This window comes from Granulosicoccus antarcticus IMCC3135 (assembly GCF_002215215.1).
Classification (GTDB): Bacteria; Pseudomonadota; Gammaproteobacteria; order Granulosicoccales; family Granulosicoccaceae; genus Granulosicoccus; species Granulosicoccus antarcticus.
The window spans coordinates 924,152-947,959 of the sequence record NZ_CP018632.1 but is presented as its reverse complement, the minus strand read 5'-3'; the positions used below and the strand labels follow the sequence as shown (position 1 = coordinate 947,959).

Genomic DNA, 23,808 nt, shown 5'->3' with positions numbered 1-23,808 from the left:
TGCTCAATGGAGCCTCTCCGGCAACAAGATCGTGAAGCGTGCACCACCAAGATCACTATCGGTGCAGATGATCGTGCCGTCGTACTGACTGACTATCCGTTTGCAAATTGCCAGACCGAGCCCCGTCCCCTCAACCTCCGAACTGAGTTCAAGGCGTGTGAATATATCGAATATCTTTGTCTGCATGTCTAACGGTATACCCGGTCCGTTGTCCTCGATAATAAGGCTATAACCGGTCTCCATCATATGGGAGCGTACCTTCACAAGAGGGGAAGGCCCATCCATGTACTTCAACGAATTACCGATCAGATTCTGTAATAATTGTGTGAAATGCACATGCGCCCCTTGCACGGTGGGTAGAGTTTCTATTTTCAGCTCCGCTCCCCGTTCTGCGACAAGCAATGACAGGCTCTCGCTTATTTCGGCGGCGACAACGTTCAGGTCAACTGGCATGAATTCAATGCGGGCCTCGACGCGCGAGTAAGCTAGCAGACTACCAATGATAGCGTTCAGACGATGAGTATTATTGCCTATGCGTTTGAGCAATTCAGTCATATCCTCTTCGTCTGCACGTGTCTCTGGCTCTTGCAGCATCTCGACCATCGATGTGATCAGGCGCACCGGCTCCTTCATATCGTGCGAACAGACATATGAAAAACGGCTGAGCTCCTCGTTTGATCGTTCAAGCTCATCGCGAGCCTCGCAAAGACGTCGCTCACGCAACTCAGCCTCGGTGATGTCCTGAAAGACACCAAATATGCACGCAATCTCATTGTTCTTGTCCAGCTGAACGAGACCCAAAGTACGCACTATGCGCAGCTCTCCGTCTGCACGACGCAATCGTGCCGTAAAACGGAATCCAGAGCGCTCCCGTATGGCTGTCGCAAGACTCTCTCGAACCAGTGTCACGTCATCTTCGTGGTAGAAATTGATCCCATTTTCCAGGTTCGGCGTGAAGTTGGTCCGCTCCACACCGTGAATTACGTACACCTGATCAGACCACGTCACCTCGCTCGCCTCCCCCACTCCAACGGACCAGTAGCCCACCTGCGAGAGACTTTCTGCGAGCAACAGATGATGATTCATCGCACGTGCCTGCGCGAGCTGATCGGTCAGCTCAGTCTCATCCTCAAGCACAACCAGCGCCATCTCAAGATCATTCTCTCCAGCCATGAACGGAACGGACTTTAATGACACCCAACGCGCATGACCGTCTGCACCCTTGAGTGAGATTTTCTTGCCACTCACTGGCTCGCAATCGACGCCATTCGTGTGGTCACAATGGGCCAGTGTCAACGGCACATCCGCAGGCAGAAGATTGCGAATATCAGCTGGAGGCTGCTCCAGTGTGAAGCCAAGCCATTCGCAGGCCTTCGGGTTGGCATTGACAACCCGGCCATCACGCTCACACAACACGATTGCCGCTGGGGTGTGTGCAAAAATAAGTTCGAGCTCGTCCTTCATTTTTCTGACTGCAACCGAGTTGTCGCTGATCTGCACGATGACGCCAGACAACATGTCATCAACGCCGTAGTAGGGCGCCACCGACAGCGTCGAATTCGTGCGTTGAAGCATCACCGTTCTGACCAGTGTTTTGCGCAGCTCTATAGCCTCATTAACCAGTGCCTCAATCGGTGGGAAATCGATGGGCAGGCGGCAACGGGACAGATGTGGCGCTTCCACATCTGCAGGCAGCTGGAACCACATTTGCGCAGACAGGCTCGAATCAACGATATAGAGTTGTCGATCGACTACGATCATCGGTGCTTGAACATTGTCAAGAATATTGCGCTGACTGGCGTTGACTGTTCTCAACTGCTGTGCATTGACATTCATTTCCTCGTTGACCGTTGAGAGTTCCTCATTGGTCGATTGCAACTCCTCGTTGGAAGTTTCCAGCTCCTCATTCGTCGACTGCAACTCTTCGTTGCTCGACTGGAATTCTTCATTGAGTGCCTGCAATTCCTCGTTAGCGGTCTCCAGCTGTTCAACGGTAAACTGCAGATCACCTCTGGCGATGTCGAGTTCGCGCGTAAGCTCCCTGATGGTCTCTGCCTGGAGCGTATTGTCGCCAGAGTCGTACTCGGCAACTTCGCAGTTGTCGACCCAGGATTTGAAAACGACCAATGCAAGATGATTCTCTTGCTCAAGATCTGCCATAGGATAAATGACGAGACGAGTCCGATGTGTTGCATCAGCGGGTGCCTGCTGTGCCAGCCCCTCGTACATGATGCCGTTACGCAGCACAGAGGGTACCGCGGTGCGGATGTCCAGCGACCACGGTTCACGTAGCAGTGAGGTTACGCTGGTGTCAATACGAGCGCTCGCAGAGAGACCCGAGTAGGCGTCAATATTGCCAAAGACCTTGAGAATCTGCACCTCCCTGTTGACCAGAATAGCATTCGGTCCAATGGCTCGAATCAGCGATTCCAACTGATTCGCGACGGCGTTTAACTGCTCGACACTGACCGACTTGCTGTCGGCTCGCACCACCGGTGCAAGGTATCTTGTCGTTAACGGCTGGCTGCCGATCCGTTGGCGTCGGCTTGAGCTCTGCCGGAAGATATGCTTGTCTGGCCTCAAGGGCAAGAACAACTTCGGCGAGGCGCTGACCGCCTCCGATTTGCCCAGAAAAAGTAATGCCTTGTCGCGCAACGCGAAATGGAACCGGTCAAAGACCTTCGCTTGTAAAGACGCCTGAAAATAGATCAGCAAATTCCTGCAACTGATCAAATCGATTTTTTGAAAAGGCGGGTCCCGTGTGACATCATGCAGTGAGAATACGACACGCTCGCGAATCGACTTCTTCACCGTATAGCCACCTGGAGAGGGATCAAAGTATGCCTTCAACCGCTCGTTGTCGAGTGCGCCCAGTGAGGCTTCAGCATAGAACCCGCGTCGTGCGAGTGTGATCGCTTCAGCATCTATATCCGTGGCGAAGAATTGTAACTTGGCCGCACTGAAATTCGTCAGGCTACCCAAGACATCTGCAAACAGCATGGCAATCGAGTAAACCTCTTCACCGGTGGCAACACCTGCGATCCATACCCTTATGTCCTTGCCCTTTCGCTCTTTGATCAAGAACGCAACATGGAGCCGGAGCGCATCGAACTCGTCAGGGTCTCGGAAAAACGAGGTCACTGTGATCATCAGATCCTTGAAGAGAAGACCCACCTCCTCCTCCGACTCGCGAGCGATATCAAGATAGTCATCCACTGATGATGCATCAACCGCCGCCATACGCCGCTCGACGCGCCGCCGCACCGTGGCAGTCTTGTAGTGACGAAAATCGACTCGAGTCTGCTTGTAGAGTAGTCGGATCAGACCTTCCAGAGCATCATTGCTTAGTTGCGCATTCTGGAGCGAGTCCAGATTGCGAGGTGTCTCTATGAAACGGTGGAAGGCCTTGCCAATCTCTTCGGGCGACAAGACCAGATCGACTATTCCGGTGTCTTGGGAGGCGAGCGGCATGCCGGTGTATTTTGCGGTGTGCTCGTCCTGTGCGATGCATAGCCCACCCGCCTCACTGATAGCCTTCATGCCCGCAGCACCATCGCTACCCGTACCTGACAGGATAATGGCTATGGCACCAGGGCCTTGACTGACGGCAAGACTCGCCAGAAACAGATCAACGCTCGGTTTCGGCGTAACTTTGGAGTTGGTAGGCTGTTGCAGATAAATGCGACCCTCTTTAACGAGCACATTCGTGTTCGGGGGCGTGATATAGATGGTACCTGCAGCAGGTACCAGGTTATTTGTCACATCAAGCACAGGTAACGTTGTTTCCCGGCCAATTATTTCGGTGAGCAGACTCTTGTGGTGTGGCGACATGTGTTGCGCCACGATATACGTCGTGTTGAGACCTGTATCCAGTTGCCTGACGACTGCTCTCAAAGCCTCCAGCCCGCCTGCTGAGGCACCGATGCCAACCCAGAAAGGCTGGGGTTCGCTCGATTCGTTTGATTCCATTCTACTTTGCTCTGTCACTACGGCGATGAGTGCACATTCCGAAACGGAAACAAACTATCCGCTTACTCCTATCCGCTGGCTGCTATCTTGCCGACAATCCTGGCCCGATGCTCTCTCAGACGTTCGATATCATCGGTTTCGAATAACTTCAGACCCACTAGCGTAGATGCCTCGAAAAAGCAGCCGACCGGGACGTCCATATTGCCCCTCTCGATTTTCTGCAACATGCCACGCGCCATATTGGCCCGTACAGCGAGGTCGCTTTCACTCATTCCGCGTTGAATCCGGGCCAGTTTGATCATCTGGCCAAGAAGCAGCACTGTCTCATGCGTAAATGCAGTATACGTACCCTCGTTAGTCGTCATGACCAGCCAACCCCTGGAAATATTCAGTTGCAATCAGACATGCTCGTGCACACGTTGTGCCAGCGCGGCTCGCACGCATGTACCCCTTGTGCTTTTGCCTACTGGAATCCTTACTTATGTTACTGCTGCAATACGTTAGACTATCCGCAGTTTCTACATTCTTCCAGATCACGTAAAGATGGCGCACGACCAGAAAGACGACGGCAAACGCAGAGCCGACGATATCGTACAGGAAGTAGAACAGCGCATTCTTGATGGACGCCTGTCTGTAGGCGCCATACTGCCTTCCGAGCGGCTATTGATGGAGGAGTTCCAAGCCAGTCGCACGGTGGTTCGGGAAGCCATTACCGCTTTGTCGAACCGGGGCCTGCTCGATTGCAAACCTCGTTTTCGTCCCACTATCCGCAAACCGGGTATGGAAACGGCATTCGCCATCACGACACCTATCGTGCAGCAGATGCTTGCCGCCAAAGGTGGCGTTGAGAATCTCTACAAGATGCGCGTGTTCATCGAATCTGGTCTGGTACGCCATGCTGCCAGCCATGCAGACAAAGACGGCATCAAAACCCTAAGAGACGCCCTGAACGCAAACCGTGACGCCATCGACGACTCTGCACTATTCTATAAGACTGACACCGCGTTCCATCGCGTGCTTTACGAACTGGGTGACAACCCTATTCTGCCCGCCGTGCATGCCGGTTTCACATCCTGGCTAGCTCCTCACTGGGACCGCATGCCCCGCATGCCAGAGCGGAACGAGGAAAATTACAAGGCCCACAAATTGATTTTCGAAGGCATCCTCAACCGCGATCCGGATGCTGCCGAAGCGGCTCTGAACTACCACCTGGCTAACGCCTGGGATCTGGTCAGGAATACCTTCGAACTGTCCTGATTCCTTCGACAGCTAGTAGGCCATATACACCGTGCGTTTTTGCATATAGCCCTCCAGCCCGTGAGTTCCGTCCTCACCACCCAGGCCACTGAGTTTGTGTCCATTGTGGTAGCCATTGACGTAGCCTACGATGCCCTTGTTAAGAAAGATGGTGCCGGTTTCCAGCCTTTTGATAGCGTCCATGAATATCGAAGGATTACGAGTCCACAGATAGGCTGACAAACCATCTTGCCTGTTATTGGCAATGGTCAGTGCCTCTTCATAGCCCTCGATTCTGACGACGGGCAGCACAGGCCCGAACAATTCATCGGTGACCGTCTCAGAATCAGCTCTGGCATTCACCAGCACGGTGGGCTCAAACCAATATCCATTGCCAAATTGTTCACCTTCACCACGCTTGCCGCCGATGGCAATTTCAGCACCGTCCGCAACCCCACGTGCAACCATTGCCTGAATGCGTTCCAGTGAGCCCGCGGTTGTCACAGGCCCCATACCTGTATTAGTCATGGGATCAGCCAGTTTTACAGCGGCCACCCTTTTCAATAGTTTTTCAGTAAATTCTTCGGCGATACTATCCTCGACCAGAACACTTTCGTTACAAATACAGACCTGACCGGCATTGGCAAACCGGGCCACTGCAGCCGCCTCAACAGCGGCATCGATATCAGCATCCTTGAGTACAATAAAGGGGGCATTGCCACCTAGCTCCAACGATAATGCTGCCAGATTCTTTGCAGCAGCTGCTGCAATCGCCTGTCCGGCTCGAATGGATCCTGTCACGCTGATCATTCTGGTGATCGGACTTTCCACCAGCTTCTGACCCAATTCGGGGCCGGTTCCGGTCACCATGTTCACCACCCCTTTGGGTAAACCAGCCTTCTCGACCAGGCGGCAGAACTCACTGGCCGTCACCGGTGTGGACTCATGAGGTTTGATGATCATGACGTTACCAGCCACCAGCGCCGGCCCCAATTTTCGGCCAATCAACGCCAGCGGATAGTTGTAGGCACAGATACCCAGCGTTACACCATAGGGCACACGATGGATATAGAGCTGTTCGTTCGGCATATCAGCCGGCAGAATTTCTCCTTGAATTCGTCGGGCAGCTTCCGCTGCATAGCCCATGTAGCGAATCGTGTCATCTACCTCGAACTCTGCCTCTGCCAGAGTCTTGCCCTGCTCCATGACCAGCAGCCGGGCAAAGTGATCACGCTCAGCTTGCAAGCTATCGCAAATCTTGTACAGATATCCCGCACGCTGGACTGGAGGCAGCAACGCCCACTGCATCCGAGCCCGCTCCGATGATTGCAGAGCTCGCTCTGCATCTTCAGCACCGCAGGCAGGCACTTCAGCAAAAACTTCGCCAGTTGCAGGGTTATCAACCGATAGCCGCTTGCCACTGATAGCTTCGACCCATTCGTTATCTATGAAACACCGATAATATGTCATCTGAGTAATCAACCTGATTTATTGGAAAGAGATTCGCTCTGCCTGTTGAGCAAGCTTGTCCCAGTCAAACACCACTCCAGTTCCTGCGATATCAGGTGCGACTGCCAGTGATTTATCAAGTTCGAATGGACGAGTGGTATATCGATCAATCGGAAATGAATGAACCTCGATCCAACCGGCATTCGACTGAGCGCAAACCAGACTCACATGCAATTCCTGCATGCCATGACTGGAAATTTCCAACCCTGCCTTGCGAGCCATCCCAGCGGCCCGCAGCCAACCGGTAATTCCCCCGCAATTGGAAGCATCTGCCTGAAGAAAACTGAGCCTGGAGCGCTCCAGGGCATAGCCGAATTCATATTCGGTGTGCAGATTCTCGCCCATGACAAGCGGCATATCCACCGCATCGGCAATACGTGCATAACCGGCGTAGTCGTCGGGAATGATCGGCTCTTCAAACCAGTAGATGTCATAGGGTTCGAATGCCCTGGAAGCCGCTATTGCTTCATTAACCGTCATGGAGTAATTGGCATCGACCATGAAAGTGCAATCTGGCCCGATCAGTTCACGAACCGCTTTGACACGTGCAACATCATCAGCTAACGCCGGTTGTCCGACCTTGATCTTCACGCCATTGAAACCGCGCTCAAGATAAGATCGAACTTCATCCAGCAGACGCGGCAATGGAAAATTCAGATCAATACCACCACGATAGGCACGGCAGCTTTTTCTCGCCCCGCCGGCCATTTCCCATAAGGGTGCGTTGCTGCGCTTGCCGCGTAAATCCCACAGGGCAATATCAACGGCAGAGATGGCAAATGAGGCTATTCCGCCTCTGGCCACATAATGTACATGCCACTGCATATCATCATGCAGACGTTCAACGTGTTCGGCATCGGTCCCCAGTAAAAATGGCTTCAGATCATGGGTCAGCATGGCCGAGATAGCGTGCCCACCTTTGCCGCCCGTGTAGGTATACCCCGTACCCGACAGACCATCGTCCGTATCAATGATCACGGCAATCAATTCGAAGTGCGTATGTGCTCCGTGCTTGGCATCTACCAACACCTCGTCCAGAGGCACTTTCAGGTGCCGTACTTCAATACGGGTAATCGTGGGCATAAAAGCGTCTCTCCAACGAATCGGTGCAGCGGTAAAATGTATAACCGCAGATAGTTTGATCGTACAACAGTGAAGTCACTCACGCAAGAAGTTTGACTTTTACATCGTTATAGCGCGACATAAACTCGAAGAATGTATTTTAGTACGATCAAACATGATTCGACATTTGCACTGATTAGCAAAGCCCGCGATCAAGGTCTCTCCACTTGGCTAGCACGGGCAACAAACCCGCTGGGCTCGTGCTGCACGACAACGGCAGGCGATATCCGGGTACATTGCAAATGAGAAACCTATCAAGAATCACGCCCCCTTAATCATCGTTTTAACCGTTCTGTCATCAAGCCTGAGTAGCCTCGGCGACTTTGCAACAGCGAGCATTGACAGTGGCCACGACAGACTATCAACCGGCAGATGCGAGGCTCCTCGAACGGGAGCAAAAGGGAACCTGGCAACAATGGCTGGGAGTTGCGGCACTCGTCTATCTCCTGATCTGTGCCGTTGGCATGATTGGCTCCGGCTTCAAGGCGGCAACGGGTGATCAGGCCGAACAACTGTTCGCCTTCGCCATCAATCCGTTTGCTGGTCTGGTCGTTGGCACGGTCGCCACCGCCCTGATTCAGTCCTCCTCTACGGTCACCTCAATCATCGTCGGCCTGGTTGCTGGCGGCCTACCGGTTGCTGTCGCAGTACCTATGGTCATGGGCGCCAATATAGGCACCTCGATAACCAATACGCTGGTCTCACTGGGCCATGTGCGAGAGAAAAAGGAATTCTCAAGAGCGTTCTCCGCTGCGACTGTGCATGATTTTTTCAATCTGTTTTCAGTGGTGATCTTTCTGCCGCTGGAAATCGCATTCGGTCTGCTGGAAAAGACCGGCAAATTACTTGCACAGCCATTCTATGGCGGCGCCGATGCTTCCATGAGCAGCATGAACTTCGTCAAGACGGCAACCGCTCCTGTGGTCAACACGGCCAAAAATGTATTCCTGTCCCTGGGCGACCCATTGGGCGGAGTCGTTCTGGCGCTATTCGGTATTGCACTGATATTTCTTTCCATCACCCTGGTGGGACGTTTACTGAAGAAACTGATGGTGGGCAGAGCACGCGACATCATGCACACCGCCATCGGCCGCGGCCCCTTGTCAGGAATCCTGTCGGGCACTCTGGTGACCACCCTGGTGCAATCCTCATCCACCACCACCTCACTGATGGTGCCTCTGGCAGGTTCTGGCGCCTTCACACTGAAGCAAATCTACCCGTTCACACTGGGTGCCAATATCGGTACCTGTCTGACGGCCGTTCTGGCAGCTACAGCCGTCACTGGCAACGCTGAAGCAGCCCTGCAAATCGCCTTCATCCACCTTACGTACAACGTGGTTGGCGTCATCGTCATCTACGGCTTGCCCTTCCTCAGATATTTGCCAGTCAGAGCCGCAGAGTGGCTAGGGCAGACAGCTGCCGAGAACAAGTCAGTTGCCCTGGCCTATATCCTGGGCGTTTTCTTTGTCATACCCGGCGTTTGTCTCGGTGTCACTGCGCTAGCTTGAGGAGCTGAAACCATGAATGAACTCAAAACACTGACAAACGAAAACCTGCGTATTCTGGTTGGTCAGACAGAGAAGACTCTGACAGAGCTCAGAGCCGAGCTGGAGAAGCGTGATGCGATGGCGCAGGAACGCGAGATTCTCAATCTAGATCAGCACATGAAAGATGCAGAGCTCAATTTGCGATCAATCCAGGATTTTTTGCGCTATCTGATAGACGAAGCCCAATCCAGTCGTTCGAAATAAACCCTGAACATGACCGGTGCCGCTTTCCATCACGGCGCTGGTCAAACAGTTGCACCACTGATGCAGTAAAGAACGGCATCAGAGTCAAGTCTGGATATCCAGTGCAACACATTGAATTGTGCAAAGAATCAGGATACTGCTGTAAAGCCGGAGCTGTGAGCCGATAGCCGGATAATCCGGTATAAACTCTGTTCGCAATGCGCCTCAAATACCAGTTGTTTCTGAGCCTGCTACTGAGTAGCGGGCTACTTATCGTACTTTTATATGCCTTCAACAGCTGGAGCTTTAATCGTGGGTTTCTAGGCTATCTCAACCAGAGTGAGATACAAAAGCTTGCACCCATGATCGATGAACTGAGCGCAGGCTTCGAGCGCTCAGGTAGCTGGAACTGGCTGATCGACGAGCTGCCAACCTGGGAGTCTTTGCTCCAGAAATATGCAGGCAAGCGCCCCTCGCCACCTCGCGGCCCAGAGCATCCACCTGAATCTGCAATAAATCCCAGACCACCATTAATGGACGATGACAGGCCGCCACCTCCACGGCCTGCGACATTGGACAGCTCGGAAACTGTTCTGACGATTGCGGCCCAACTGGTACTGGCTGATGCTCAACGGCATATTCTGATCGGCCCCAGCCACATGAGCTCCAGTCAACCTGAGCATATCTGGCTGCCTATTCGCGTCAATGGCAAGATTGAAGGCTATCTTGGCTACCTCCAGAGACAGCAATTGTCCGGTGGGCTCGACAAGGTATTTTCCGAACAACAGCGTCGAAGCTTTGCCTACGGTGCGCTTTTCGTGATCCTGCTCTCAGCCTTGCTCGCTGTTATTCTGGCGGCACGCCTTGTTGGCCCCATTCTCAAGATAAAGGGCGCCGTAAGTAGAATCAGCCAAGGGGAGTTCACGCATCGTATCTACTCTGATCGCAAGGATGAGATTGGCGACCTCTCACACGACATCAACCGGCTGGCAATGACATTGGATCAGAATCTGAGCGCTCGCCAACAATGGCTGGCAGAAATCTCTCACGAGCTGCGTACGCCCGTTGCCATTTTGCAGGGGGAGCTGGAAGCCATGATTGATGGCGTCATTCCAGTGAATGAGACCTCTATCGCATCACTACACAGCGAATCGCTACGCCTGTCACGACTGATCAACGATCTTCACAGCCTGACCTTGTCGGACATCGGCGCGCTGGATTATCAATTTGAACCATTGGACTTGGTATCAATCATCGCGGCACGCTGCCACTCGGCTACTCCTCTGGCCAATTCCAAAGATATCAGTGTGGAAATCGACCAGCCCGGCAAACCGTTGTTTACACGCGGTGATCGTCAGCGCCTGGAACAGTTGTTCGACAACCTGCTGCAAAATTCGATTCGCTATACCGATCCGGGTGGCACTGTGAATATTGGCATCCAGATTCAAACTGAACACATCCACATTACATGGGAAGACGCCTCTCCCGGCGTGACCGATGATCAGCTACCTCTTCTTTTCAATACCTTGTATCGTGTGGAAGCCTCACGTAACCGCGCAACCGGTGGAGCGGGGCTTGGCCTTGCCATTGCCAAGCGAATTGTGGAAGCTCATGATGGTGAGGTGAACGCTTCACACTCTGAACTCGGCGGCCTGAAAATCAGTATCAATCTGCCACTTTTCCGGTAAAACGAACATGATGATTGCGATTGTGGAAGACGAGCCCAAACTCGCTAACCTGATGCAAGGCTATCTGACCCAGGCAGGATTCGATACCGTCGTATATCACGACGGTGAGCAGGCTCTAAAAAGCATTCTTGAGGCGCCACCTGCCCTGCTCTTGCTGGATTTGATGTTACCGGGACTTGATGGCATGAGTGTCTGCCGTGAGTTGCGCAAGACCAATACTGAGCTGCCCATTATCATGCTGACCGCTCGCGTCGAGGAGATAGATCGTCTTCTGGGCCTGGAAATTGGTGCTGATGATTATATCTGCAAGCCTTACAGTCCACGCGAAGTAGTCGCTCGTGTGAAGGCGGTACTCAGGCGCAGTCAACCAAAAACCGACGGTGCCGATCAGGATGAAAGCTTCTTCCTGGACGAGACCAAAGCGATGGTGACCATCCACGGCGCACATTGCGAACTGACCCGTGTTGAGCTATTCCTGCTCAAGGCACTACATGACAAGCCCGGGCATATTCTGAGCCGAGACCAATTGATGCATCGGATCTATACCGACAACCGCATTGTCAGTGACCGCACCATTGATAGCCACGTCAAGAAGCTGCGCCAGAAACTTCACGACCTTCACCCCGGAGCAGAGTACGTACACTCGGTCTACGGTATTGGCTATAAATTCGAAAAGCCCTGAATTTATACTCCAGGCGATGCGCCCTTGTTATCAATAACACGCATTGACAAACCCATATTATTGCCCAATCGATCGTTTCTAGCCCTGCCCCCTCTTCTGTTCACAGGTTTTTGTCAGACGCGCAGCTTTCCATCATCCGCTGTTCTGCCCAGGTCATGAAAACGCGGCTCTACGGCCATCTCAGGCCACTTTGACGGGTATCCATTCACCACAAATACTCATATTCAGAGTGAATGTCATATTTACAGGCAGCCTGTCACAATGGCAATGCAACAGTGTCTAGCGTAGACTGCCAACTCGGATCAAGCGGCAATTCTGCTGCTCTGGCTGTCACTTTCTTTACAGATTGACTAGCGGCAACCTCATCTGCCAGCGCTAGTGCACTTCGGCATCCATGGTCGTAAATGCGCTACCAGCGCCTCGTGGTTCATCAAGTCCTGCGGCTTGCTCTGCAACCAGAATTCACTAGAACACAGGACAACTGCGTATGACTGATCGTGTTGACACGCCCCCTGAGGACCCGATTGAGGGTCATATGGATAATGCACCACACCCGATAGAAACCGATTTTGAAATCGGCCAGGACAATGCCAACCCCTTTGGCCTCGAAATCCACAACCCTGTCTTTCCCATATCTGCTCTGGCAGTGGTCGGGTTTGTACTGATTACTCTGGTATTTCAGGCACAAGCAACCGAATTCTTTGGCTGGTTGCGCCCTTACCTGACATCTACATTTGACTGGTTCTTCCTGAGTGCAGCCAACATCTTTGTTCTTTTCTGTTTGATGTTGCTTGTCACACCACTAGGTGGTGTCAGATTGGGTGGAGAAGATGCCAAGCCTGATTACAGCTATATGGGTTGGTTTGCCATGTTGTTTGCAGCAGGTATGGGTATTGGCCTGATGTTCTTCGGTGTCTCCGAACCCATGTCACACTTTGGCTCGTCTCTGGGCGGTGTCACAATGGAAGGTGGCATGAGAACCGATTGGGCCCCTCTGGGCGGTGCCGGCGGCGACGTTATTGAAGCAAGAAATCTGGCCATGGCAGCCACCATCTTTCACTGGGCGCTACACCCCTGGGCCATCTATGCAGTACTGGCTCTGGCACTGGCTTTCTTTACCTATAATCGTGGCTTGCCTCTGACCTTGCGTTCGGCTTTCTATCCCATCCTTGGGGAACGCATCTGGGGCTGGTGGGGACACACCATCGACATCATCGCGGTGTTTGCTACATTATTTGGCCTGGCCACCTCGCTGGGTTTTGGAACAGAGCAGGCACTTGCCGGATTGAATCATCTGTTTGGCTGGGGCACCGGTAGTATTGCCAAGGTGGTCCTGATTGCAGTCATCACCGGTCTTGCCCTGATATCGGTTCTACGAGGGCTCGACGGTGGCGTCAAGATTCTCTCCGAGATCAACATCATTCTGGCAGGCCTGCTTCTGCTGTTCATCATTGTACTGGGACCCACTGCAGAGATTTTTGACACGACCATTGCCGGTGGTGCTGCCTACATCAAGGACATCATTCCGTTATCCATGCCTTTCGGACGTGAAGACACCAACTTTTCACAAGGCTGGACTGGCTTCTACTGGGCTTGGTGGATCTCCTGGTCACCTTTTGTCGGCATGTTCATCGCACGAGTTTCACGTGGCAGAACCGTACGTGAATTCATTTTCTGCGTATTGGTCATTCCAACGTTTGTCTGCGTACTGTGGATGGGCGCCTTTGGTGGTACAGCCATTGCCCAGGTGATTGCTGATGTAGCAGCCCCCGTCAAGGACGTTGCACTCGAGCTCAAGTTGTTCGTCATGCTTGAGCAAATGCCATTCGCCACGATCACCTCAATGCTCGGCATCCTTCTGGTACTGGTTTTCTTTGTGACCTCTTCAGATTCCGGGTCACTGGTCATCGACACCATTACCGCCGGTGGCAAAACCAACGCACCCGCGGCTCAACGTGTTTTCTGGTGCACCTTTGAAGGCGTTGTGGCAGCGACACTGCTGCTGGTTGGTGGTTCCGAAGCATTGACAGCACTTCAGGCGATGGCAGTCTCAACCGGCTTCCCGTTTACTGTCGTACTGTTGATACTGTGTGTCAGCCTGTTCATTGGTTTGCGACAATCACTGGTTGAACAACGCGCCAATAAAGCGCAAGCAGCTAGCGCGAGCTAAACGGCTTGCATGCCCCACTGACAGCCAGTGCTGTCAGTGGGGTTTGCTTGCATCACTTTGAAATCGCGACACAAGCTGCTGCAGCTGTGTCGCCATTTCGGATAATTCGAGAGCCGCTGTTTTCACATCATTGGATGCGCTCTGACTACCTTGCGCCTTCAAGGCCACATCCTTGATCAATAACGATATAACCTCGCTACCATCGGCAGATCTGGATACCGACTGACTGATCTCCTGGGTCACACTTGCCTGTTCATTGACTGACACCGATATTGATGACTGAATATCGCTGATACGACCGATAATATTGAATATTGATCGTATTGCTGTCACAGCCGACTCCGTGTCAGTTCGAATATCACTGATACGCAACTCGATCTGTTCTGTTGCCCTGGCTGTCTCCTTCGCCAACTCTTTCACTTCACCTGCCACTACGGCAAATCCCTTGCCTGCATCGCCCGCCCGAGCGGCCTCTATCGTAGCGTTCAGAGCCAATAGATTGGTCTGCTCTGCAATCGAGGTAATGACTTTGATAACAGAGCTGATACCCACGCTACTCTCAGCTAGCTTTCGCACAGTTGTATCGGTGGTTTGGACAAGATTGACAGCCTCTACCGCGACAGACTCAGCTTCGGCCGTATTACGGGCAATTTGCTTTATGGATGCGCTGAGTTCCTCAGCTGCTCCGGCCGCACTATTGATGCCTGAGTCTACGTCATCAGATACTTGCGAGGCCTTCAGGCTATTGTTTGCATTAGCCTTCGACAACTCGTTCATATCTCCTGACAGAGCAGAGAGCCTTTCAGAGGCACTGCTCAACTGATAGGAGTTGGTATTGATTGCCTGCATGCTCGAACGCATCTCCGAAAACAGTAAATCAAGAGATCGCGCCATCTGCCCGGGAAGATCATCTCCGTTAGTGTCAATCGGATAGTTCAAATCTCCGTTGGCCGCAGCACTCACTGCCGCCAGCAGGCGATCTACACGCTGCTGTAACTCCAACGCCTCCGAACGTTGCATGGCAGCCTCGGCCTGCTCCAGATCATGCTGCTTTGACTCCGTATCACGTTTGAGTTGCGCCTCTTCAGCCAACTCAAGATCCAGCTTTCGTTGTTGCTCGGCTTGCCGTTGCTGCTCTTCCTGCAGCTGTTTCGCAGTCATGCCATTTTGACGGAACACTTCAACGGTCTTCGCAAGATCGGTCAATTCATCATTGCCATTGATGGATACGGACACATCGTATTTTCCATCTGCAAGTGACTTGAGAGCGATGATGGTTTGCAGTAAACGCTTGAGCAAACTGCGAGTAATCAGCAACCAGAACACCAGCACGGTAACCAGAACACTCAACACAGAAACAAGTATTAACTGAGCCTGGCTAGTGTCAATCAAGCCATTGACTTTAGCCCCCTCATTTGACACCTGCTCACGACTTTCATACACACGATCTACCAGGTAATTAATGATACCCGACTGAATGGACTCAAGTTTCTCTACTGACTCAAGGATGGATTTCTCACTAGTCAATTCCTGCGCACGATGATAGAAAATACCATCAGTATCGTTACCTAACATGAACAAGACCTTGACCTGCTCAGCGATACCATGCATACCCTGTATGTCAATGGTCTTTGGCAGGCTCCTTTCGATCAGCCCCTGCGACAAGCGATACTGCTCTTTCAATGGTTCCATTGCTGCAATATTACTGACCTGAGGAACTTGCCCCAGCGTACCGGAAATCGTATTCAGCTCAGCTCGTAGTTCAAGCAAGGTTGTTAGTTGTCCCACCCCGTCGTACATAAGCCTGGGTAGTATTTGTTCGGACTTGTTCAAGAGCTCATTACCATCCAGCATTATCAGGAAATTCTCGGCCTCCACTGCTCGCGAGAGTGCATCCAGAATACGAGTTTTCATCGCGCGAACCGAGATTGCGGCGCCCCCTGAATCAGGGCTCGATATCGTGGCAGAACCTGCCGATACGCTGTTGAAGAATGATTCTTCGTCCGTGACGATATTCAGTAATTTTTCAATATCCAGATCCATCGAATCTACGTCATCAATGTTCTCCACCGAAATCTCACGTCGAAACTGTATGATGTCTTGTACCGTTGCTGAAGCCAACGCCTTGATGTCAGCCAAGTCTTCTCTGGCGACTCCCGTCACCGTAGCAAGTACAAGAGACTCAAAGGTAGACACAGCGTTCTGCAACTTCAGCGTGTTGATCAGATGGTGCATTCGCGTGCCGATCAAGGTATCAACCTGCTCGCTGTTCTCTGCAAATGTGGCTCTGGCAAGCGCCTCGAATTCCGCGGTGCCTTTGTTGGATATCTCGAGCAAATCCGAATTGATCTGGCGCTGAATGACACCAATTTTCTGCATCAATATCTTGATACTGTCCAGCGCATCGATACGAGCACTGACTGACAGATCCAGTGTCTGAAGGTGCTCTCGAACCGAATTTATGGCCTTCACACTTTTGCTGACCTCTTCCGTTGAGCCAGCCAGACCTTTGTTAGCGGAAAACTTCTGCTCCAGCCTGCCGACTTTGATATTGATACGTTCCAGCTCTGCAATTCTATCTGACTGTATGCGAGCGGACGACAAGGCCGGAATGGCCGCATTCAACTCGACAGCCAACTGCGTGGTGGCCATGGATTCAGACATGAAAGGGACGCTGACTTCGGTTATCTCTCGCAGAGAGGCCGAAAATGTACCGTAAGAATTAACGGCAATGGTGCTCGCCAACAAGGTGGTACCCACAACCAGACCAAAGGCGACCAGTAGTTTGGATTTTATCCCCATCTTCAGTTGTTTCATGAGGACTTTGCCACTCCAAACTCACCATCACTCAGAATCATGAGCACCCATCGATAGGCTGAAAGCGTGGTGAAGCATATCTGTAGCAGCTTGCAATGAGCGACACACGTTCGCCGTAATATAATCGTGTGTTCAACCATTGAAAAATTCCTTTCTGAGTTCCTATCTCACTCTTGACCCAGCTCAGCAACCACATCCCCGTCGGCTGTTGATACCTGCACCACTGAATCTTCACTGGCCCACTCGAATATTCCGAACAAGCCTGCTACAACACCGGTATCGGTAAATTCCATCGAACCGGTTACACCATCGTAGTTGATTTCCTTGCCTGCACGAATCGCAGCCAGGCCTTGCGCATAGGAGTAGACAAGTTCTCCCCCACCTGCGGTAACGGCAAACATCGCACTGGCCCATTTACTCGCATCTATTTTTCCGGCTTTCTCTATGGCCAGAGCACTGGCAACCAGCAAATCGTAATACTGCAAGGCATAGGAATTAGCCACATCACCAATGACATCTATCTGGTCAGATGCTTCAGCGGCATTCTTGTAGTATCCCCACGCGGGACTGCGGGCATGTGCATACGCTGACATAACCACCGCTTCATGTTTTCTTACAGCCTCTATCGTCGCCTCTTTGACGAAGTCTTGCTCTTGCCACTCACTGGTACCAACCAAAAACCAGGAATTCCCCGCTTCTGCTGCATTTTTTATGAAAATACCACCACTGCGAGGTGCAGAGAACACCGCAACGGCCTCTGCCTGTACTTCTGCAATTTCTTCAATCACGCTGCTGTAGTCTGTCCAGTCGTCCTGAATAACCATTGACTTTAGCACCTGAATGCCCAGGCGTTCCGCTGACTTCTTAGCAGCTTCCATTTGCAACAGATGACCTGCACTTTCTGTTGCAACAAGAACCACCGACTTTTTCCCGGAATTCTTTATATATAGCATGGCCGCCGCACTCTGAGCAGAGTCCATTGGCGAACCTCTGAAGAGTGGCTCTTCTGCATTGCCTCCATACATTGCATCTATGGCCCCACCATGAACAGAAGGCATCAGAGGTTTTTTCAAAAACGATATTCGCTTGAGAAGATAGTCTCGGTAGCTCAGATATTCGTGTGCTACGTTGAGCACGATCTCAACCTTGCCAATATTCAGGAGCTTTTTAACCGCCCGCTCTTCTCCGATCGTGCCGATGTCCTGATGAATGGCAGACATTCTTCGACCCAGTGGCGGGTCTTCATTGATCACTGCCAGTGTAAAATCCGTAACACCATCAAAGAAGGGACCAAAGCTCCCATAATCACCCGTGTGGTAAGTGAGATGCCCCACCATGATGTCTTTGTCCGCTATGGCGGTACTGGAGAGCATGCCAGATAGAGCGACTACCAGCAGTGTTATCAAATATCTGGAGGTATTTCTAGATTCCATGGATACGCCGCCGAGACGTCTTTCTGTTTGCCTTTTCTGAATAGCGGCTATGCAATTCACCTCTGAAAGCTATTAGCGTTCCCGATTGTTACATTCTTCATCAAACATCAGCTGACCTGCTTCTGAAAATGTCTACATGCTAGTGTCAGCCTCCGATGCAACTGCATTGTACTGCATGTTCAAACCACAGCGGTTTGTAACTCCACCACTAAGCAAAGAGCCTGAGGACATGATGATCTTTCTATTTAAAGCAAAAGCAGTCTCCCGAACTACCCCATGGTTAGCCTTGTATTTAGGCCTTCTACCGATGGCATCCGCGCAAGCAGCTGACGATTCCCCTCTACCGATGAATCTTCGCCAGACGGTGTATTCGACGACGGCCGCTGAGTTGTTCTGGGATCGTACAGTCTTACCAGAGAACGCCACTGGTAATCTGACATATCGCGTCAGCATGGATGATATCGCTGTTCGCGAAAAGGACTATGGCATCAGCTATTACACAGACCTTCTGGCGCCCGGACAAAACCATGAATTTGAAGTCGAAGCGATTCTGGATGAAGATGAAGTCATTGCCCGCGGCACCGTTATCGTTAACACACAGCCAGACACCCACTCTTCTGTGGCAAAGCCTACCAATGTACACGCGGTAGTCTACTCACTGGGTGTTTTCGAAATATTCTGGGATCGAGCAGCAGAACCACTGAGCTATGAAATCAGTAACAGCGAAGCTCAGCTACTCAGTGCAAGCAACGGTACCAGCGCCTTTTTCGACCATCATTCAGCCTTGGAAGAGGGAATGGAATCCATTGAATTAGCCGCGTTGGACCAGAACGGTAACCGCTCGGAATCGGTTCTGATACCAGTGTTTACCGGCGAAGGTTCGACAGACAATGAGCCTGATCCCGGCCAAGCCTACACGCTCTTCAGCGATCAGGGCGCAATGGCTCTACTCAAACAAATCAATCACCTGGCCATTGGCAATCCAGGCAACACCGAGTTCATACGCCGTTTTGTACAGATCACCGGTAGCAACTACGCCCCAGTCAGCGATCTCTGGGATAAGGGATTTGTCATTACCCCCATCAACAGCGATGGCTATGACACGCTATCCGGCAGCCTGAAAAAAGTGGATTGCCCGGACGGTGGCCGCTATGAAGTGAACGAACTCAGCAATTCCAGTTCGCGCAATCAAACCTTCAGATATGACATGCAAGGCTGCGATTTCGACGGAGTTCGTCACACCGGCAAAGTCCATGTTTACCGGGATGAGGATTCGATTAATGAGGAGATCGAAGGCAGTTTCAGCAACTACACTCTGGACTATGAAGACGGCCATCAACTCATGCTGGACACGGGATGGACAGTTCCAGAGTTGGGAAGTGCCCCACCAACAGACCTGTTGTCCGATTCAGGCACACACACGGAATCACTACAGTATCAACAAATCACAGGTCGTCATCTGCTCAAAGGCCGCTACACCATTACTGAAGCCGATGGCAATACGACCATTGTCGAAAACGCCTTGCACGACTGGACCAACCGCGTCAACGCCTCCAATTGCCTGCAACTGTCAATGCGTGTTACCGCACCGTGGACAGAGTACGAGCCATTGCAGATTGATACTCTGGATGAAAACGGTGAACTCGGCCTCATGTGCGACAACTTGAACGATAGCCCCTGGTTCAGCGATGGAATGCTGATGATCAGCGATGATCTGGGACAATCAATGAGTGTCGAGGCACAAGGCGAGGCCGGTTACACACTTTCAATCACCGACGAGACAGGAGCTACGACTCAACACGAGCACAGCTCCTGGTCAGACAGCGAGTGCACGCTGCTGGAGAACAGCGAATCGGTCAATTGCGTCAGCGCCCCTCCTTTATACTGATAAGTGCGCTGCTCTGAGGGTAATCCTAAAGAGCAGCACCCTGCATCGGTAAGTATATTCACTCTACACAGATAGGATTATTCGCCCTATCTGTGTAGAGCACAGCACCATCATTCTGGCTCCCTGAGTAATAATACAACTCCAAAAAACTCAGCATGACCAGTAAAAACCAGGTCAGTGCATAGCCTGGTTGCGTATTCTGAAGAGAAACGCAGGCAATAACAGCACGCCCCTTCCCCTTGACTTGTCGATGGATTCTGCCTGGGCAATTCAACGCGTTTCCGGCTTGTCAGCCTACCGAAGCGGACACTTGTTCAGAGTCTTGCCAAACTTCCTGCACTGCAAAAAAACATCTCCAAACAAATCGGTCCCTCATAGTGAATGCAAAGAATGGCTAGTCATTACTGGGGAATAATGTATTATTTTTGCCTCTACCACCGTCACCACCCACCGACCGACACATTTGTGAGGAAGCCGTTCATGTATAAAAAGATCTTAAGCTCAATCAACAAGACAACTCTAGGCAGCAGTATTGCCGCCTTACTTCTGGCTGCGGCCATGACTCCGGCAATGGCTGCCTGGCCAGAACGCCCTGTCACACTGATCGTTCCCTGGAGCGCGGGCGGCGGCACTGATGCGACCGGTCGAATGATAGGTTCTTTGCTTGAAAAAGAACTCGGCCAGCCATTCAACGTTGTCAATCGTGACGGTGGTAGTGGTGTCGTTGGCCATTCAGCTATTGCAAACGCAAAACCCGATGGCTATACCATTGGTGTTGTCACGGTAGAAATCGGCATGATGCATTGGGCCGGCCTGACGAAACTCTCTGGCACCGATTACACCCCTATTGCTCTGTACAACGCTGATTCTTCAGGTCTACTGGTACGCGCCGACTCTCCCTGGGAAAGTGCACAAGATGTCATTGACGCAATCAAAGCCGACAGTGGCAAGCACAAATCCTCGGGCACAGGCCAGGGTGGCATCTGGCATCTGGCCATGGCCGGCATGTTGAACACTGCCGACATCAGTCCTGATGCAGCACCGTGGGTACCTTCACAAGGTGCTGCCCCTGCTCTTCAAGAGCTGGTTGCCGAGGGTGTTGATGTTGTTACCTGCTCGATTGTCGAAGCTGCAGGCCTCATCGATGCTGGCAAAGTCAAGTCGCTGGCCATCATGAGCAGTGAGCGTGTAGAGGCTTATCCGGATGTACCAACCTTGAATGAAGCAACAGGCATCGATTGGCAGATGGCTGCATGGCGTGGTATCGCAGCTCCCAAGGGTTTACCTGATGATATTACAGCGACACTCACCGCAGCCCTTGAAAACGTCTGGAAGTCTGACGACTTTCAGGAATTCATGAAAGGTCGCGGTTTTGGCCTTGAATGGAAATCCGGTGACGACTTCGCTGAATGGATGGCTTCCAGTGACGTATCACTTGGCAAAGTCATGAGTGCTGTCGGTATGGCCAAGTAATTACTGTCAATGCGCCTCAATGATGCCGTCATCGGCTTGGTGCTCGTGATCTTCGCATTAGCGGAGATCACGTACAGCACTACGTTTCCATCACTACACGGTCAAAAATTCGGTCCCAGTCTGTTCCCGATTCTTATCGGTTGTGGCCTGGCTCTATGCGGATTGATCCTCATCGTCAGAGGCGTCATCTCCAGACGTACACCAGACAATGGTGACAATGAATGGGTCGTCCTCGGCGACTGGGCTCAATCACCCACGACACGCATCAACATGATGCTGGTACCCGGATTGTTGATTGCCTACATCCTACTGTCCGACACCATTGGTTTCTTGCCCCTCGCCTTCCTCATACTCGCCACGCTTCTCTATCGTCTGGGGTCCTCTTTTCTGTCAGCGGCCATCATCGCTATCGTTACCACGGTACTGTTGCAACTGCTTTTTGCTCGTGTACTGCTGGTGCCATTGCCCGCGGGTATCACCGGCAATCTGTTCGGGTAGATTGACATGGATACGATACTTCAAGCGTTTGCACTCGTTTTTGACTTCAAGGTACTGGGCGTCATGCTCGCCTCAGCCTTGTTCGGCCTGTTCGTAGGCTCCATTCCGGGGCTGACAGCAACCATGGCAGCCGCCCTGCTGATACCGTTCACCTTCTTCATGGATCCGGTTCCAGCCATTGCCGCCATTGTCACCACCGTGGCCATGGCCATATTCGCGGGCGATATACCCGGTGCACTACTGCGCATACCCGGTACTCCTGCTTCTGCGGCCTACTGCGACGAAGCTTACGCCATGACCCGCAAGGGCAAGGCCGAAACAGCCCTGGGCATCAGCCTTGTCTGCTCGGCAATCGGGGGGATTTTCGGATCACTGATCCTGGCCATGACGGCACCGGCTCTGGCTGAGTTTGCCATCAAGTTCTCTTCTTTCGAATATTTCTGGCTGGCCTGCCTGGGCCTTTCCTGTGCCGTGGTCGTCTCCTCCGGCTCAACTCTCAAGAGTTTTGTATCCCTGCTACTGGGCTTGTTCATCGCAACTATCGGTATAGACATTACGGCTGGTCATCCGCGATTTACCTTCGGTAGCGTGGAAATGATGGGAGGTATCAGTTTCATCCCTGCCATGATCGGCATGTTTGCCATCTCGGAAGTCATGCGCTTCATTGCCTCACCAGAGAATCAGCAAGCAGCACCACAGCAAGCCACCAAGCATGTGTTCAGAGGGCTGGGCGGCATTCTGTCCAAATACAAGCTCAATGTTGCCCGCGGTGGTTTCATTGGTGCCGTCGTTGGTATTTTGCCAGGTGCTGGTTCTGACATTGCAGCCTGGATCGCCTTTGCCATGTCCAAGCGTTTCTCGAAAGAGCCGGAGAAATTCGGCACTGGACACCCAGAGGGTCTTGTCGATGCAGGTACCGCCAACAATGCAGGTCTGGCAGGTGCATGGATTCCTGCGCTGGTATTTGGTATTCCCGGCGATTCGATAACGGCCATCGTTATCGGTGTGCTGTACATGAAGGGCATGAACCCGGGGCCAACGGTCTTCATGAATCAGCCGGAACTGATACAGGCTGTTTTCATCGTTTTCTTCCTGGCTAACCTGGCATTGCTGCCACTGGGCTTTCTGGCTATTCGACTGTCACGAAACATTCTTCGTGTGCCGCGTCATGTCCTGATTCCCATTATCCTGATGTTCTGTGTGGTCGGTGCATTCGCCATCAACAACACGGTATTTGGTATCAGTGTCATGTTGTTCATGGGCGTGCTGGCCTACATCATGGAAAGCAATGGTTTTCCGGTCGCACCCACCATTCTGGGTATCGTGCTCGGATCCATGCTGGAGAGTAACTTCATGTCATCCATGATCAAGGCGGATGGTGAGTTCTCCGGCTTCTTCTCACGCCCTATCGCTGCAACCCTTGGTGTCATCGTGATATTGATCTGGGTCATTCCGCTCGTTCGATTGATCATCAATCAACTAAGAAAACCCAGACTAGCCTGATATTTTTCTGGCATCTGATACAAGGCGTATATCTTGTATCTCGACATCGTGACGGCAGTTCGATTGCAGCTGCCGTCACCTCGTTATCCA

General features: G+C 52.0%; 16 protein-coding genes. 10 read left to right on the top strand and 6 right to left on the bottom strand.

The genetic code is table 11. The annotated features are described in order from the left end of the window. Nucleotides 1-3: 3 nt before the first annotated feature. Nucleotides 4-3,969, bottom strand: a complete 3,966-nt coding sequence (locus IMCC3135_RS04055) for a chemotaxis protein CheB (protein ID WP_088916428.1) — start codon at nucleotides 3,967-3,969, stop codon at nucleotides 4-6. 68 nt (nucleotides 3,970-4,037) lie between these two features. Continuing rightward, nucleotides 4,038-4,334, bottom strand: coding sequence for a helix-turn-helix domain-containing protein (locus tag IMCC3135_RS04050; RefSeq protein ID WP_088916427.1), 297 nt, complete (start codon nucleotides 4,332-4,334; stop codon nucleotides 4,038-4,040). Between the two features lie 178 nt (nucleotides 4,335-4,512). On the opposite strand from IMCC3135_RS04050, the gene IMCC3135_RS04045 reads away from it, so the two are divergent. Beyond that, complete coding sequence (locus IMCC3135_RS04045) at nucleotides 4,513-5,226, top strand: FCD domain-containing protein (RefSeq protein WP_088916426.1); 714 nt, start codon at nucleotides 4,513-4,515, stop codon at nucleotides 5,224-5,226. 12 nt (nucleotides 5,227-5,238) lie between these two features. On the opposite strand, the gene IMCC3135_RS04040 is transcribed toward IMCC3135_RS04045, so the two are convergent. Both IMCC3135_RS04040 and IMCC3135_RS04035 read right to left on the bottom strand, forming a co-directional pair. Then, a complete protein-coding gene (locus IMCC3135_RS04040) occupies nucleotides 5,239-6,675 on the bottom strand; it encodes an aldehyde dehydrogenase family protein (protein ID WP_088916425.1) in 1,437 nt (478 codons plus the stop codon). Nucleotides 6,676-6,693: 18 nt separating this feature from the next. Next, nucleotides 6,694-7,797 (bottom strand): mandelate racemase/muconate lactonizing enzyme family protein, encoded by a 1,104-nt coding sequence (locus tag IMCC3135_RS04035; protein WP_088916424.1) that lies wholly within the window; start codon nucleotides 7,795-7,797, stop codon nucleotides 6,694-6,696. A gap of 383 nt (nucleotides 7,798-8,180) precedes the next feature. Between IMCC3135_RS04035 and IMCC3135_RS04030 the strand changes: the two genes are divergently transcribed. From IMCC3135_RS04030 to IMCC3135_RS04010, 5 genes are all read left to right on the top strand, one after another. Beyond that, complete coding sequence (locus tag IMCC3135_RS04030; RefSeq protein WP_205737894.1) at nucleotides 8,181-9,344, top strand: Na/Pi symporter; 1,164 nt, start codon at nucleotides 8,181-8,183, stop codon at nucleotides 9,342-9,344. A 12-nt stretch (nucleotides 9,345-9,356) separates the two neighbouring features. Next, the gene (locus tag IMCC3135_RS04025) at nucleotides 9,357-9,587 is read left to right on the top strand and encodes a hypothetical protein (protein ID WP_088916422.1); all 231 of its coding nucleotides are present in this window, start codon (nucleotides 9,357-9,359) and stop codon (nucleotides 9,585-9,587) included. Between the two features lie 197 nt (nucleotides 9,588-9,784). Next, nucleotides 9,785-11,254 carry an ATP-binding protein gene (locus IMCC3135_RS04020; RefSeq protein WP_088916421.1) on the top strand — a complete coding sequence of 490 codons (1,470 nt, stop codon included), beginning with the start codon at nucleotides 9,785-9,787 and terminating at the stop codon, nucleotides 11,252-11,254. 7 nt (nucleotides 11,255-11,261) lie between these two features. After that, on the top strand, nucleotides 11,262-11,936 hold the full coding sequence (locus tag IMCC3135_RS04015; RefSeq protein ID WP_088916420.1) for a response regulator: 675 nt from the start codon (nucleotides 11,262-11,264) through the stop codon (nucleotides 11,934-11,936). A 487-nt stretch (nucleotides 11,937-12,423) separates the two neighbouring features. Continuing rightward, complete coding sequence (locus IMCC3135_RS04010; protein WP_088916419.1) at nucleotides 12,424-14,106, top strand: BCCT family transporter; 1,683 nt, start codon at nucleotides 12,424-12,426, stop codon at nucleotides 14,104-14,106. A 33-nt stretch (nucleotides 14,107-14,139) separates the two neighbouring features. On the opposite strand, the gene IMCC3135_RS04005 is transcribed toward IMCC3135_RS04010, so the two are convergent. Further along, the gene (locus IMCC3135_RS04005) at nucleotides 14,140-16,923 is read right to left on the bottom strand and encodes a methyl-accepting chemotaxis protein (RefSeq protein ID WP_088916418.1); all 2,784 of its coding nucleotides are present in this window, start codon (nucleotides 16,921-16,923) and stop codon (nucleotides 14,140-14,142) included. Nucleotides 16,924-17,090: 167 nt separating this feature from the next. Then, nucleotides 17,091-18,356: an ABC transporter substrate-binding protein gene (locus IMCC3135_RS04000; protein WP_088916417.1), complete on the bottom strand. Its 1,266-nt coding sequence runs from the start codon at nucleotides 18,354-18,356 to the stop codon at nucleotides 17,091-17,093. Nucleotides 18,357-18,663: 307 nt separating this feature from the next. On the opposite strand from IMCC3135_RS04000, the gene IMCC3135_RS03995 reads away from it, so the two are divergent. From IMCC3135_RS03995 to IMCC3135_RS03980, 4 genes are all read left to right on the top strand, one after another. Next, entirely contained in the window at nucleotides 18,664-20,244 is a 1,581-nt protein-coding gene (locus IMCC3135_RS03995; protein WP_157735747.1) for a hypothetical protein, read from the top strand. Between the two features lie 480 nt (nucleotides 20,245-20,724). Beyond that, complete coding sequence (locus tag IMCC3135_RS03990; RefSeq protein ID WP_088916415.1) at nucleotides 20,725-21,717, top strand: tripartite tricarboxylate transporter substrate binding protein; 993 nt, start codon at nucleotides 20,725-20,727, stop codon at nucleotides 21,715-21,717. A 9-nt stretch (nucleotides 21,718-21,726) separates the two neighbouring features. Then, complete coding sequence (locus IMCC3135_RS03985) at nucleotides 21,727-22,215, top strand: tripartite tricarboxylate transporter TctB family protein (protein WP_088916414.1); 489 nt, start codon at nucleotides 21,727-21,729, stop codon at nucleotides 22,213-22,215. A gap of 6 nt (nucleotides 22,216-22,221) precedes the next feature. After that, on the top strand, nucleotides 22,222-23,718 hold the full coding sequence (locus tag IMCC3135_RS03980; RefSeq protein WP_088916413.1) for a tripartite tricarboxylate transporter permease: 1,497 nt from the start codon (nucleotides 22,222-22,224) through the stop codon (nucleotides 23,716-23,718). Nucleotides 23,719-23,808 lie beyond the last annotated feature (90 nt).